At 69.6% G+C, this 13,019-nt stretch carries 14 protein-coding genes; 9 read left to right on the plus strand and 5 right to left on the minus strand.

Going from position 1 to position 13,019, the window contains the following annotated elements; genetic code table 11:
- Nucleotides 1-40 precede the first annotated feature (40 nt).
- The 6 genes from ACIA1L_RS26960 to ACIA1L_RS26985 all read left to right on the plus strand — a co-directional run bounded on the left by ACIA1L_RS26960 (nt 41) and on the right by ACIA1L_RS26985 (nt 3,858).
- Nucleotides 41-862 (plus strand): DUF1206 domain-containing protein, encoded by an 822-nt coding sequence (locus ACIA1L_RS26960; RefSeq protein ID WP_396075758.1) that lies wholly within the window; start codon nt 41-43, stop codon nt 860-862.
- Between the two features lie 93 nt (nt 863-955).
- Complete coding sequence (locus ACIA1L_RS26965) at nt 956-2,173, plus strand: mechanosensitive ion channel family protein (protein WP_396075759.1); 1,218 nt, start codon at nt 956-958, stop codon at nt 2,171-2,173.
- A 71-nt stretch (nt 2,174-2,244) separates the two neighbouring features.
- A complete protein-coding gene (locus ACIA1L_RS26970; RefSeq protein ID WP_396075760.1) occupies nt 2,245-2,682 on the plus strand; it encodes a phage holin family protein in 438 nt (145 codons plus the stop codon).
- Nucleotides 2,679-3,116, plus strand: a complete 438-nt coding sequence (locus ACIA1L_RS26975; protein WP_396075761.1) for a DUF3618 domain-containing protein — start codon at nt 2,679-2,681, stop codon at nt 3,114-3,116. The genes ACIA1L_RS26970 and ACIA1L_RS26975 overlap by 4 nt, the downstream gene beginning before the upstream one ends.
- On the plus strand, nt 3,113-3,385 hold the full coding sequence (locus ACIA1L_RS26980) for a DUF4235 domain-containing protein (protein WP_396075762.1): 273 nt from the start codon (nt 3,113-3,115) through the stop codon (nt 3,383-3,385). Before ACIA1L_RS26975 ends, ACIA1L_RS26980 begins: the two co-directional genes overlap by 4 nt.
- Before the next feature lie 269 nt (nt 3,386-3,654).
- Nucleotides 3,655-3,858 (plus strand): cold-shock protein, encoded by a 204-nt coding sequence (locus ACIA1L_RS26985; RefSeq protein ID WP_011905669.1) that lies wholly within the window; start codon nt 3,655-3,657, stop codon nt 3,856-3,858.
- A gap of 101 nt (nt 3,859-3,959) precedes the next feature.
- Here the strand turns inward: ACIA1L_RS26985 and ACIA1L_RS26990 are convergent, their stop codons facing one another.
- Complete coding sequence (locus ACIA1L_RS26990; protein ID WP_396075763.1) at nt 3,960-4,214, minus strand: hypothetical protein; 255 nt, start codon at nt 4,212-4,214, stop codon at nt 3,960-3,962.
- Between the two features lie 67 nt (nt 4,215-4,281).
- Between ACIA1L_RS26990 and ACIA1L_RS26995 the strand changes: the two genes are divergently transcribed.
- Nucleotides 4,282-5,061, plus strand: a complete 780-nt coding sequence (locus tag ACIA1L_RS26995; protein WP_396075764.1) for a trans-aconitate 2-methyltransferase — start codon at nt 4,282-4,284, stop codon at nt 5,059-5,061.
- Nucleotides 5,058-6,080: an adenosine deaminase gene (locus ACIA1L_RS27000; RefSeq protein ID WP_396075765.1), complete on the plus strand. Its 1,023-nt coding sequence runs from the start codon at nt 5,058-5,060 to the stop codon at nt 6,078-6,080. The genes ACIA1L_RS26995 and ACIA1L_RS27000 overlap by 4 nt, the downstream gene beginning before the upstream one ends.
- A 45-nt stretch (nt 6,081-6,125) precedes the next feature.
- Here ACIA1L_RS27000 and ACIA1L_RS27005 read toward each other — a convergent pair whose 3' ends face one another.
- The 4 genes from ACIA1L_RS27005 to ACIA1L_RS27020 all read right to left on the minus strand — a co-directional run bounded on the left by ACIA1L_RS27005 (nt 6,126) and on the right by ACIA1L_RS27020 (nt 10,751).
- Nucleotides 6,126-6,284: a hypothetical protein gene (locus tag ACIA1L_RS27005; RefSeq protein ID WP_396075766.1), complete on the minus strand. Its 159-nt coding sequence runs from the start codon at nt 6,282-6,284 to the stop codon at nt 6,126-6,128.
- A gap of 21 nt (nt 6,285-6,305) precedes the next feature.
- A complete protein-coding gene (locus ACIA1L_RS27010; protein ID WP_396075767.1) occupies nt 6,306-8,435 on the minus strand; it encodes an RICIN domain-containing protein in 2,130 nt (709 codons plus the stop codon).
- A gap of 208 nt (nt 8,436-8,643) precedes the next feature.
- Nucleotides 8,644-10,053, minus strand: a complete 1,410-nt coding sequence (locus ACIA1L_RS27015) for an ATP-binding protein (RefSeq protein WP_396075882.1) — start codon at nt 10,051-10,053, stop codon at nt 8,644-8,646.
- Nucleotides 10,054-10,061: 8 nt separating this feature from the next.
- A complete protein-coding gene (locus ACIA1L_RS27020) occupies nt 10,062-10,751 on the minus strand; it encodes a response regulator transcription factor (RefSeq protein ID WP_396075768.1) in 690 nt (229 codons plus the stop codon).
- 233 nt (nt 10,752-10,984) lie between these two features.
- On the opposite strand from ACIA1L_RS27020, the gene thrS reads away from it, so the two are divergent.
- A complete protein-coding gene (gene thrS, locus ACIA1L_RS27025) occupies nt 10,985-12,958 on the plus strand; it encodes a threonine--tRNA ligase (RefSeq protein WP_396075769.1) in 1,974 nt (657 codons plus the stop codon).
- Nucleotides 12,959-13,019 lie beyond the last annotated feature (61 nt).

Consider the following 13,019-nt stretch of genomic DNA (forward strand, 5'->3'; position numbering starts at 1 on the left):
GCAGGTTTCAAAAAAGTCGTCGCCGGTCACATGTACGGCTATGACAGCCTCCTCACATGTGCGCAACACGGCCTCGCGCGCGGCCGAAAGCAAGCCCCTCGAATACCTGGCCCGCGGCGGCTTCGTCGCGTACGGAATCATCCATCTGATTTTTGCCTGGATCGCCCTGCAGCTCGCTTTCGGCGGGCGGTCCGGGGACGGCGACCAGTCGGGTGCCCTGCAGACGCTCGCGCAGCAGCCGATGGGCAAGACGCTCGTCGTCATCACCATCGTGGGCATGATCGGGCTGGCCTTGTGGCAGGCGTTCGAGGCGGCCATCGGGCAGAGTGGCGAGCAGGACAAGACCGCGATCGCCGAGCGCTTCATCTCCGGTTGCCGCACGATCCTCTACCTCTACTTCGCCTGGATCGGCATCAAGGTGCTGAGCGGCGCCAACGCCTCCAGCGGCGACAGCTCCCAGCAGAGCGCCTCCAGCCTGATGGACAGCTCCGGTGGCCGGTTCCTGGTGGGACTTGTCGGCGTCGTCGTTTTCGGCGTGGGCGTCGGGCTGGTGATCTACGGCGTCAAGAAGAAGTTCGAGAAGCACCTGAACACCCAGGAGATGAACGCCAAGGTGCGCAAGACCACCCAGCGGCTCGGCATTGCGGGCTACTCCAGCAAGGGTGTCGCGTACGCCATCTCGGGCGGCCTGATCGTGACCGCCGCGGTGAACTACGACCCCGAGAAGGCCCGCGGCCTCGACGCGGCGCTGAAGACGCTGGCCGGGCAGCCGTACGGCAAGTGGCTGCTGGCTCTGATCGCGCTCGGCATCGCTGCATTCGGCATCTACTGCTTCTTCCAGACCCGGTACCGCAAGGTGTGATGAAAGTCTGACCTATCCCGACGAGGGTTGAACCCAAGGGCGGGCGGGGCAAGCTGGATCGCTGGCAACGAACCCTGGTGAGGAGAGGGAACCGTGACCAGCCTTCTGAGCGCCCTGCTCGCCGTCGTCGTGGCGGCGGGTGCGGCCATTCTGCTCGTCGAGTCCGCCCATGCTGTGACGAAGCGCCTAGGTAGGCGCTCGGCTCTGCTGTGCGACCTGGCAACTACTGCGCATCGCCCGTTCCTGGCCACCGCCACGGTTTTTGCCGTGCAGGTGGCCGTTCGTGGTTTCGCGGGCAACTTCCCGGGCCGCAGCGCCGTCCTGCACACCCTGGTGATCCTGGTGATCGCCTCCGCGGCCTGGCTGGTCGGTGCGCTGCTGCTCGTGGTCGAGGACGTGGCGCTCGCCAAGTGGCGGATCGACGTGCCGGACAACATGAAGGCGCGCAGGCTCAAGACCCAGGTGCAGATGCTGCGCCGGGTCACCGTGGCCGCCATCGTAGTGATCACGCTCGGCGTGGTGCTGATGACCTTTCCGGGCGTACGGGCGCTCGGGGCCAGCGTGCTCGCCTCGGCCGGCCTGATCTCGGTGATCGCCGCGCTGGCCGCGCAGAGCACGCTGGGCAACGTGTTCGCCGGGCTCCAGCTTGCTTTCAGCGACGCGGTGCGGATCGACGACGTCGTGGTGGTCGAGGGCGAATGGGGTCGCATCGAGGAGTTGACCCTGACGTACGTGGCCGTGCAGATCTGGGACGATCGGCGGCTTATCCTGCCGACGTCGTACTTCACCACCAAGCCGTTCCAAAACTGGACTCGGACCGGTTCGGCCGTGCTGGGCACCGCGGAGATCGACGTGGACTGGTCGGCGCCGGTGGAATCGCTGCGCGCCGAGTTGCGGACGGTGTGTGAAGGCACTGAGCTGTGGGACGGCCGGGTCTGCGTGCTCCAGGTGACTGAGGCGGTCGGCGGCATGATCCGGCTACGGGCCCTGATGAGCGCGCACGACGCGGGCTCGCTGTGGGACCTGCGCTGCCTGGTGCGGGAGCGGTTGGTCGATTGGATCTTCGTGCACCGGCGCGACGCGCTGCCCCGGAATCGGGCCGACGTGGGCTTCGACCGTCAGGATCGGCGTCTTTCTGCGCGGCTCGACGGTGCTGCGGCGCACGATGCCGAGCCCGCCGACGACGCCCGAGTTTTCAGTGGGCCGGATGACGGGGACGAAAGGGCAGCGGCTTTCTCCGGACCGGACGACAATGAGCAGGATCCGGCCGCCGCTATGGAGCGTCCGGTGGCGGTCGTTCCTGCCCGCTGACCTGTCTGGCGAACCGAGGATTGATTCTCCCCTGGGCAGGGCATACAGCGGTTCAGGGAAAGGAGGACACCATGGCCGATGTCCTGAACGGTAGCCCGGCCCGTCCGGGGACCGACCAGTCCACCTCGGAACTGGTGCAGAAGGCGAGCGAGCAGATCTCCCGCCTCGTCCGGGACGAGATCGCACTCGCCAAGGCGGAGCTCGCGGAGAAGGGCAAGCACGCCGGCATCGGTGTGGGTCTGTTCGGCGGGGGTGGTGTGCTCGCCCTGTACGGCGTGGGCGCGCTCGTCGCCACTCTGATCGTCGTGCTGGACCTCTTCCTGCCGCTGTGGCTCGCTGCTCTGATCATCACCGTGGTGCTCTTCGCCGGTGCGGGCGTTCTGGCGCTGCTCGGCAAGAAGCAGGTGACCCAGGCGGTTCCTCCGGAGCCGAAGTCCGCCATCGAGAGTGCGAAGGCGGATGTCGACGAGGTTAAGCATGCGATCAGGAACGCGAGGAGCCGGGCATGAGCGACAAGAACGGTGGATCGGGGACCAAGCCCGACGTGGACGCACTTCGTGCGGACATCAAGCAGACCCGTGCGGAGCTGGGCGAGACGGTCCAGGCGCTCGCCGCGAAGGCGGACGTGAAGGCGCGGGCGAAGGAGCAGGTCGAGATCACCAAGGCGAAGGCGAAGGCTCAGGTGCACGAGGCGACCGAGAAGGTGCGCGACGCGGCGGCGACCGCTGCGGCCGTGGCATCTGACAAGGTGCGGTCAGCCACGGCACAGGCCGGTGACAAGGTCGCTCCCGCCATCGACAAGGTGCGCGAGACCGGCGCGATCGACAAGGCGTACGAGGCCCGTGATCAGGTGCAGCGCAACCCGATCCCGTTGGCGGCGGTGCTCGCCGCGGGCGTGGCGCTGGTCGGCGTCATCCTGATCGTGCGGGGGCGGCGCCGGTGAGCAGCAAGCTGCAGAAGGTCGCCTACAAGCCGGTGGGTCTGCTGCTGGGTGTCGGTGCTGGTGCTCTGGCTGGCTTCTTGTTCAAAGAGGTCTGGCGATTGGCCGCCGGGGACGACGACGCTCCTAACGCCACCGATGAGGACCGCGGTTGGGGTGAGGTGCTCGCTGCCGCGGCCCTGCAGGGCGCGATCTTCGCGACGGTGAAGGCGCTCGTCGATCGGGGCGGGGCCGCGGGAGTCCGCAAGATTACCGGCTCCTGGCCGGACTGAACCGAGTCGACTGTATCGACATCCATCGAGGCCCCCGGCGTTGTCGGGGGCCTTTTGGACGTGGGTAGCGGTCAATGGGATTTCGGTCAAGGGGAAGCTTTCCAGGCCCTTCTTCGGGTACAGTGTGCCCAGTTTTCATGTACGTGGTTCAGGTGGTAGGTCTTCTGCCGGAGACCGCTCCTTCTGAAAGGCCGTTCGCGGCACCGCTGCTCGAAAACGACCATCGGCCCCGCATCACCGGGCCGGCATTTTCAGAAGGAGAGTTCAGCATGGCGCAAGGAACCGTGAAGTGGTTCAACGCAGACAAGGGCTTCGGCTTCATCACCGTCGACGGCGGGGGTGCTGACGTGTTCGTCCACTTCTCGGCCATCCAGACGAGCGGCTACCGCACTCTGGAAGAGAACCAGCGGGTCGAGTTCGAGATCGCCCAGGGCCAGAAGGGCCCGCAGGCGGAGCAGGTTCGCCCCCTCTGAGACCTACCGGCCGGCTGTTGCCGGCAGCCGATCGCCTGGCCGGAGATCGGCTCTAGAGAGAAGACCCCGCGTTCTGGTTCCTCAGGACGCGGGGTCGACTTCTATGTCGACGTTCCCTTGTGGGCAGTGCGCTTCGCGTGGGCGCGGATCCGCACCCCGAGTACCAGGGCGGCGAGGCCCGCTGCCGCTACGGCCGGACCGATCAGGGCCATGGCGAAGACGTCGCTGAGGACGCTGTCGTGGGTCAGATCCAGACCCTGTGCCGTCCAGAGGACGCCCACCACGAGGGCGAGCAGTCCGCCGGTGAGCCAGGGCCAGCCCGGCATCGGCGTCCCCGAGTCCGCTTGTTCTTCCACATCGTCAGCCTAACCGTCCGGTGGTACGCTTCCAAAAAAAGACGTACGTACGGTTTGGAGGAAACCAATGTGGGATCCCGCCGTTTACCACCGCTTCGACACCGAGCGGTCCCGTCCGTTCGTCGACCTGATCTCCCGGGTCGGCACTGAGCACCCGCGCGCCGTCGCCGACCTCGGCTGCGGCTCCGGCGAGCTCACCGAAACCCTCGCCACCCGCTGGCCCGCCGCCCGGATCACCGGCCTCGACTCCTCCGTAGAGATGATCGCCAATGCCGCCGCGCAGGGCACCCGAGTCGACTACCACCTCGGTGACCTCGCCCAGTGGCAACCCGAGCCGGACACCGACGTCATCGTCACCAACGCCGCCCTGCAATGGGTCCCCGGCCACGAAGAACTCATCACCCGGTGGGCTCGCGCGCTGCCGCCCGGCGCCTGGTTCGCCATGCAGGTCCCCGGCAACTTCGCCGCCCCCTCGCACCGACTGCTCCGCGAAGTCGCCGCCACCGAGCCGTACGCCGCGGTGCTCGGTGACATCGTGCGGGAGGCGCCGGTCGACGACGCCGGCGGATATGCGGCCCGTCTCCTCGCCGAGGGCGCGCGGGTGGACGCGTGGGAAACGACGTACGTGCACCTGCTCGCCGCGGACGGCGCCGACCACCCGGTCCTGCGGTGGATGGAGGGCACCGCCCTGCGCCCCGTCAAGGCCGCACTCGACGACACGGCGTGGCGCTCCTTCCGGGCCACACTCGATGCGAAGCTGGCAGCGGTCTACCCTGCCCGGAGCGGACGGGTGGCATTCCCCTTCCGCCGCATCTTCGTCGTGGCCCAACTCCAGGAGGAAACGTGACCGAGCTGGCCTCGTTCATCGCCGGCCTGCCGAAGGCCGAGCTGCACGTGCACCACGTCGGCTCGGCCTCGCCGCGCATCGTCGCCGAGTTGGCGGCCCGGCACGAGGGCGACTCGCCCGTCCCGGCCGATCCCGGCGCGCTCGCCGACTACTTCGCGTTCCGCGACTTCGCCCACTTCATCGAGGTCTACCTCAGCGTCGTCGACCTCGTCCGCGACGACGAAGACGTGCGCACGCTCACCTACGAGGTCGCCCGGGAACTGGCCCGCCAGCAGGTCCGGTACGCCGAACTGACCGTCACGCCGTACTCGCATGTGAAGCGCGGCATCCCGGCTCCGGCACTGTGCGCGGCCATCGAGGACGCTCGCGCCGCGGCGGCCCGCGACTTCGGCATCGACCTCGCCTGGTGCTTCGACATCCCCGGCGAGGCCGGCCTCGCCGCCGCGGAGGAGACGCTGCGGATCGCGCTCGAGGAGCGGCCGGACGGGCTGGTCAGCTTCGGGCTGGGCGGGCCGGAGATCGGGGTGCCGCGGCCGCAGTTCAAGCCATACTTCGACAAGGCACGGGCGGCCGGGCTGCACAGCGTTCCGCACGCCGGCGAGACCACCGGCCCAGGCACCATCTGGGACGCGCTGCGCGACCTCGGCGCCGAGCGGATCGGCCACGGCATCGCCGCCGCGCAGGACCCGCAGCTCATGGCCTACCTCGCCGACCACCGGATCACGCTCGAGGTGTGCCCCACGTCGAACGTCCGGACCCGGGCGGTGGCATCGATCGAGGAACACCCGCTGCCGGCCCTGGTCGCCGCCGGAGTGCCAGTCACCATCAACTCGGATGACCCGCCGATGTTCGGCACCACACTCGAAGAGGAATACGCCGTCGCGGCGCACCTGCTCGACCTCGACGCGGCCGGCGTGGCAGACCTCGCGAAGACGGCGGTCAGCGCGTCGTTCCTGCCGCACGCGGCCAAGGAGAAGCTGCTCGCGGAGATCGGCGACTACACCGCTGCCAACGCCTGACCTGCCTGTCGTACGCGTCGGACAGCGCCGGCGCGTACGGCACGGTCAGAAGCGGTCCGCGTAGAGCGGGTCCTGCCAGATCGCCAACACCGCGAGGATGCCGATCGTCAGGATCGCCACCACGCGGACGGCACGGCGCCGATTGAACGGCTTGCGCTCGTCCTCGTCCGTCTCCGGCCGGGTCCGTACGTCTGTATCGAGCATCGTCTCTCCCTCGCCCCGGCCCTAGCCGGGCACCGCCGTCCAACTCTGGTGCCGGGCCTGCTCCGGGGGTTGCAGCACGAGCAGCCGGGCCGCACCGAAGCGCTGAGCGCCCACCCCGGCGGTCAGATCACCCGCAATGGTCCGCAGGCTGAAGCCGTAGTCGGCGGCGAACAACTTCCACCGGCCGGGACCCGCGCAGTCGCCCTGCACCAGCGGCGCCCCGGCAACCGGGTTGCCGCCGAGCGGGACGACACACTTGTTCGTCGCCCGCGACTGCAGCGAGTACGTGTCTGTTCCAGCGGGGATGAGTTTCCACTGCTGCTGCGAGCCGCCGTCCGCGCCGCCAAGAGTGACCGGGGTGCCGTCCGCGGTGCGGGCCGCGTACAGGTCGGCGGCCCCGCCGGTCAGCGAGTTCCGCAGCACGAACCAGGTGTTGGCCGCCGGGCGGGCCGCCGGCGCCGACTGAGCGACGGCCTTGGCGGCGTAACCGGCGGTACTGCGGATGGTCACCTCGTACTTGGTGTCCGGCCGCAACCCGATCAGCCGCGCCCGGGTTGCCCCCGTGGTCGCGACCTTCTTACCGTCGACCTCCACGTCGTACTGCGCTTGCGGTGCCGCCGCGCTCCAGGTGAGCCGCACCGAGGTACTGGACGGCTCGCGGACTTCGAGCACGGCTTGCACGGCCCGGGCGGCCGCCTGGTTCGCGGTCCGGATGATCGGCGCGGACACCGGCACCTGCGCGACCGGCGCGTCGCCGCCACCGTCTGACTCGTCGCCGCCGGTCGCCGGGGTCTCGGTGACCGCGGCGGAGACCCGGGACTGCGGGGTCTCGGGCGCCGTCGTGGCGGCCGGAGTCGCGGGTGCCTTGGTGGCGGCGTCCGGGGCACCCGTCGGCTCGTCGCCGCCGTCACTGCGCAGGAGGAACTCGCTCTGCGCCACGTTCCAGTTCTTGGCGAGGTAGCTGTTCGGCTTCGGATCGGTGCTGAAGTAGTCGTCGTGCCCGCAGTCGAGGCGGATCTCCGGCCGCTCCGGGCACACCGTCCGCATCGCCTTGCCGGAGCGGTCGGGATAGCAGAGCGGATCGTGGCCGTCGGTGCAGCTGCCCACGCCGGTCGAGTTGGGGGAGTCACGCAGCAGTGCGCCCAGCATGTGGGTCGTCTCGACGGCGGCCACCGTGGAACTCCAGCAGCCCGAGTCGACCCGGCCGTACGACGGTCCGCCGTTGTTGCGGTTGCCGAGTCCCGGCCGGTTGTCGGCGATGTACGTGCCGATGCCGCAGTACACGTTGGTGTCCGCGAAGATCAGATATTTGCGGTCGTTGCGGTTGTAGCCGAGTTTCTGCAGCTCGGCGATGGTCTGCGGGAAGGTCGTGAGTCCGCCCGCGGGAAGTTGCACCTCGGCGACGTCGACCTGGCACTGCGGCGTGGTCACGTACCGGAGGTGTCGCGAGCCGCCCGTCTCGGCAGCGCTGGCGTCGAAGATCCCGTCGGCGCCGGCCGCCCAGGCGCGCAGCGAGTCCAGATACTCCGCAAAGCGGCTCGGGGTGCCGAACTCGTGCAGGTACAGCGGCTGGATGCGGTTGCCGGAGCGGCCGTCGCCGTCGCAGGCCACGCCGTGCGTACCCATGATGAAGTCGGCCTGGCCCGGTGCGGCGTCGGGGATCAGCGCGGGCGCGCCCGCGGTGAGGGAGTTGCCGCCTTCGTCTCGGACGATGTCCGCGTCCTGCGGCACCGCGGCGGTCTCGCGTTGGGGTTGCTGCGGCTCCACCCACTTGCCGGTCACCGGGTTGACATCCCGGGCGACCGTCAGCCAGGTGGGTGCCGGATCCGGCCCGTGGGTGCAGGTCTCGTCGTCGATCTCGAACGTGCCCGCGCAGAGCGCGTCCGGCCGGGCGGGGACCAGGCCGACATAGACCATGCCGCGGCTGGGATCGGTGGCCGGCAGCGAGGTGTAGGTGAGCGGGTCGCGGTTGTCGTCGGCCGAGAACAGGGTCGGGACGACGACGCCGCCCACACCGAGCAGGGTGACGCCCAACAACACCAGCAGAAGCCGGCGCGAGGTCGTCGGCCCTTTCCGGCGGCCGCGGCCGGGGGCTGAGCGCCGCCGGGTCGGCGCCTCCCCGGGCGTCGCGGGCCGTCGGTGCGCGGGCAAACCGCCTCCTCGTGCTTCGGGAGCGCGATGGGAGGGGGTCACGGGTTTACCACCTCCCACCGCCAAGGGCTGCGCCGGTCGGCAAGCCGGATGGGATCGGGCTCGAGCCTGACAGACCGATTCGTCCGGCGGAACGCCCTTAATGCAGATCTAAGCAATACTTCTACCCTCCGGGGTAACCGCTGGTCGCGGTTCCGCCGGGGCCGTTTCACGCGTCATCCGTACGCTGATGCGGCCATTTGCGCTTCGCCGGGTCGCGTTCCCGAGACAGCCGACCCACCAGCCCGAACCGACTCGCCTGCTTGGGCGGCGCGTCGGCGTCGGCGAGCAGCATCACCACGCTGGCCCCGCCGAGACCGGCCCGGGCCAGGCTGACCGAGCCGCCCGCGGCCTGCGCGGCCCGCCGGGCGATGTCCAGGCCCAGCCCGGTCGAACCCTGCTCACTCTGCCCGCGCTGCATGGCCTTCTCGGGATCGTCGATGCCGGCGCCGGCATCGTCGATCCGCAGCGCCACCCAGCCGTCGCGGCGCGACAGGCTGACCTCGAACGCGGTGCCCTGCGGGGTGTACCGGAAGACGTTGCCCAACACCGCGTCCAGAGCGGCCGCGAGTTCCGCGCGGGCCACCGGCACCGGGATGCGCAGTTGGGCGCCGACCACCCGGTATTGCCGATTCTGGTCGCCGGCCAGGGCAGACCAGAACACCATCCGGTCCCGGACCACCTCGGCGGCGTCGGACAGGCCCTCTTCTGGTGCGTCCGCCACCTGCGCCGCGACCGCGGCCCGCGTGGTGTTGATCAGCTGGTCGACCTCGCCTTCCAGGGTGACGATCGCCTGGCGGATGCGCCGAATGCCGCGCCGGCGGTCCAGCTCTGCTGCCGAGAACTCCCCGATGTGGGTGTCGTCCGGGTCCAGTGCCTCGGCGTCGAGGCGCAGCACGGTCAGCGGCGTCCGCAGCCGGTGCGACAGGTCGGCGACCAGCTCCCGCTCGCTGGTGCGGGAGGTGACCAGGCGGTCGGCCATCCGGTTGAAGGCGTACCCGGCCTCGGCCAACTCGCGCGGGCCGGACGGCTGGATGCGCACACCCAGGTCTCCGCCGCCCACGGCCATGGCGGCGTGCACCAGGTTGCGCACCGACGCGACAGCGCCGCGGGCCAGTCGGTCCACCACGATCACCGAGCCGGCGACCAGGCCCAGCATGATGCCGAGCAGGATCCACCAGCCCTTGGCGGTGCCGGCGGCCAGCTCGGCGTCGGGCACGAACACTTCGACGACCGAGGTCTTACCGGCCACGGTCACCGGCTGTAACAACACGACGCCGCCGTCCACACCGGCCTCGGTCGTTCCCTTGGCGCGACCGGCGGCGCCCAGCTCCTCCGCGGAGACCCGGCTGTTCTGGGTGGTGCCGGGCGGATGCACCACCACGCCCCCGGCCGCCTTGGCCGCCGCGTCGATGCCCTTCTTCGGGGCACTCGCGGCGATGGCACCCGCCACTGCCGCGCTGCGCTGTCCGGCGGCGGCGATGGCGGCTTCCCGGTGGTTTCCGCGCAGCTCCCAGCCCAGTGGGATGAGGAACGCGAGCGCGGCGACGGCGGTGGTAGCGGCCGTGACGCAGGCCAGGCGGGCCCTTAGTCCGGGGCCACCAACCTGAATCCGACCCCCCGCACGGTGCGCAGGTAGCGAGGTTTCGCCGCGGACTCGCCCAGTTTCCGACGGAGCCAGTACAGATGCACGTCGATCGTCTGGTCCTCGCCGACTGACGGCTGTCGCCATACCTCCTCCAACAGCTCACGACGGGAGACCACCCGGCCCGGGCGCGCGGCCAGGTAGGCCAGCAGGTCGAATTCCTTACGAGTCAGGCTCAGCTGCTCGTCGGCAAGGGTGGCGCTGCGCTCGCCGACATCCACGCGCAGGTCGCCGACCTCGTGCACGGCGGGCTGCGCGGTACGGCTAGCCCGGCCGACCCGACGCAGCACCGTGGTGATCCGCGCGTCGAGGTGGGCGCCGGTGAACGGCTTGACCATGTAGTCGTCGGCGCCGGCCCGCAGGAGCTTCACGACGGTCTGCTCGTCGTCGCGGGCGGTCGCGATGATGATCGGCACGTCGGTGATGCCGCGCAGCATCCGCAGCGCGTCCGAGCCGTCGAGGTCAGGCAGGCCGAGGTCGAGCACGACCAGGTCCGGGGTCTCCGCGGCCACCCGGCGCAGGGCGTCGAGCGCCGTCCCAACGGCGTGCACGGCGTGTCCCCGATCGGCCAGCGATCGGAGCATCGCACCGCGCACGACGTGGTCGTCCTCGACGAGCAACACCGTGGCCATGCGAAGAAGGTACTGCCCCTGGCAAGGGTTACCGAATTCCTCATTCAACGGCATCGCTTGCCTACTCAGAGTGACCGGGAATCCGCCAGGAACGACGCAGGTCACCACGCCGACCGGCAATCCCGGCACGGGGAACGGGACCGCCGGATCGGGTGACCGCGTCGTGTGAGGGTGCGGAAACGGACCTACTAGCATCGAGGGCGAATCTGCTCGTCAACTGAAGGAGAACCACCGTGTCCGCAGCTCTGGTCGTGCCGGCGGGGACGACGGCGGCCGACGCGGTGGCAGCCGCCGGTCTTCCGCAGTCCGGTCCCAAGGCGATCGTCGTGGTCCGGGAGGGTGACGGCCGGCTGCGCGACCTGGACTGGACGCCCGGCGCCGACGCTGAGGTGACCGCTGTCGCGATGGACGAGCCGGACGGGCTGGACGTGCTGCGGCACTCGGCCGCGCACGTGCTCGCGCAGGCCGTGCAGGACGTGTTCCCGGAGGCGAAGCTGGGCATCGGCCCGCCGATCCGGGACGGCTTCTACTACGACTTCGACGTCGAGAAGCCGTTCCAGCCGGAGGACCTGACGAAGCTTGAAAAGCGGATGCAGGAGATCGTCAAGGCGGGGCAGACGTTCCGGCGCCGCGAGTACGGCTCGCTCGACGAGGCGAAGGCGGAGCTGGACAAGGAGCCGTACAAGCTGGAACTTGTCGACATCAAGGGTGATGTGGACGCGGAGGCCGCGGCGGTCGGCGCCGGGGAGCTGACTCACTACGACAACATCAACAAGGACGGCGAGCGGGTGTGGGGCGACCTGTGCCGCGGGCCGCACCTGCCGAGCACCCGGATGATCCCGGCCTTCAAGCTGATGCGCTCAGCCGCCGCTTACTGGCGGGGGAGTGAGAAGAACCCGCAGCTCCAGCGGGTGTACGGCACCGCGTGGCCGAGCCGCGACGAGCTGAAGGCGTACCTGAACCGGCTCGCCGAGGCCGAGCGCCGCGACCACCGCAAGCTGGGCACCGAGCTGGACCTGTTCTCGTTCCCGGACGAGATCGGCAGCGGCCTGGTGGTGTTCCACCCCAAGGGCGGCGTGATCAAGCGCGAGATGGAGGACTACGTCCGCGCGCGACACATCGAAGAGGGCTTCCAGTACGTCGGCACGCCGCACATCACCAAGGAGGCCCTGTTCCAGACGTCGGGTCACCTGCCGTACTACGCGGACACCATGTTCCCGCCCATGCACATGGAGGGCGCGGACTACTACCTCAAGGCCATGAACTGCCCGATGCACAACCTGATCTTCAGGTCGCGCGGGCGGTCCTACCGTGAGCTGCCGTTGCGCCTGTTCGAGTTCGGCTCGGTCTACCGTTACGAGAAGTCCGGTGTGGTGCACGGCCTGACCCGGGTGCGCGGCCTGACCCAGGACGACTCGCACTCCTACGTCACCCCCGAGGACGCCCCGGGTGAGATCAAGCACCTGCTGAACTTCGTGCTGTCGCTGCTGCGCGACTTCGGCCTCGACGACTTCTACCTGGAGCTGTCCACGCGCGACCCGAAGAGCGACAAGTTCATCGGTACGGACGAGCAGTGGGAGACCGGCACCCGGGTCCTCGCCGAGGTGGCGCGGGAGTCCGGCCTGGAGCTGGTGGACGACCCGGGCGGCGCGGCGTTCTACGGTCCGAAGATCAGCGTGCAGGCGCGCGACGCGATCGGCCGGACCTGGCAGATGTCGACCATCCAGTACGACTTCAACATGCCCGCCCGGTTCGGCCTGGAGTTCCAGGCCGCCGACGGCACCCGGCAGGAGCCGGTAATGATCCACTCGGCGAAGTTCGGCTCCCTGGAGCGGTTCTTCGGCGTGCTGGTCGAGCACTACGCGGGTGCGTTCCCGGCCTGGCTGGCGCCGGTGCAGGTGGTCGGCATCCCGATCCGCGACGACCACGCCGGCTACCTGGAAGAGTTCGTCACCAAGCTGCGCAAGGAAGGCATCCGGGCGGAGGTCGACCACTCCACCGACCGAATGCAGAAGAAGATCCGCACCGCCCAGCAGCAGAAGATCCCGTTCATGGCGATCGCCGGGGACGACGACGTGCAGGGCGGCACGGTCTCCTTCCGCTACCGCGACGGTTCGCAGCGCAACGGCATGGCGATCGACGAGGCCGTGGCCCACGTGGTCGAGGTCGTGCGCTCCCGGGTCAACACGGGACCGTCTGCCGCCTAAGGTGAACGGGTGACTGACGTAGGGGAACCGGACGGTCTCGAGCGGCTCTGGACTCCGCACC

The sequence above is a fragment of the Actinoplanes sp. NPDC051859 genome (assembly GCF_044452725.1).
In the GTDB taxonomy this organism is placed as follows: Bacteria; Actinomycetota; Actinomycetes; order Mycobacteriales; family Micromonosporaceae; genus Actinoplanes.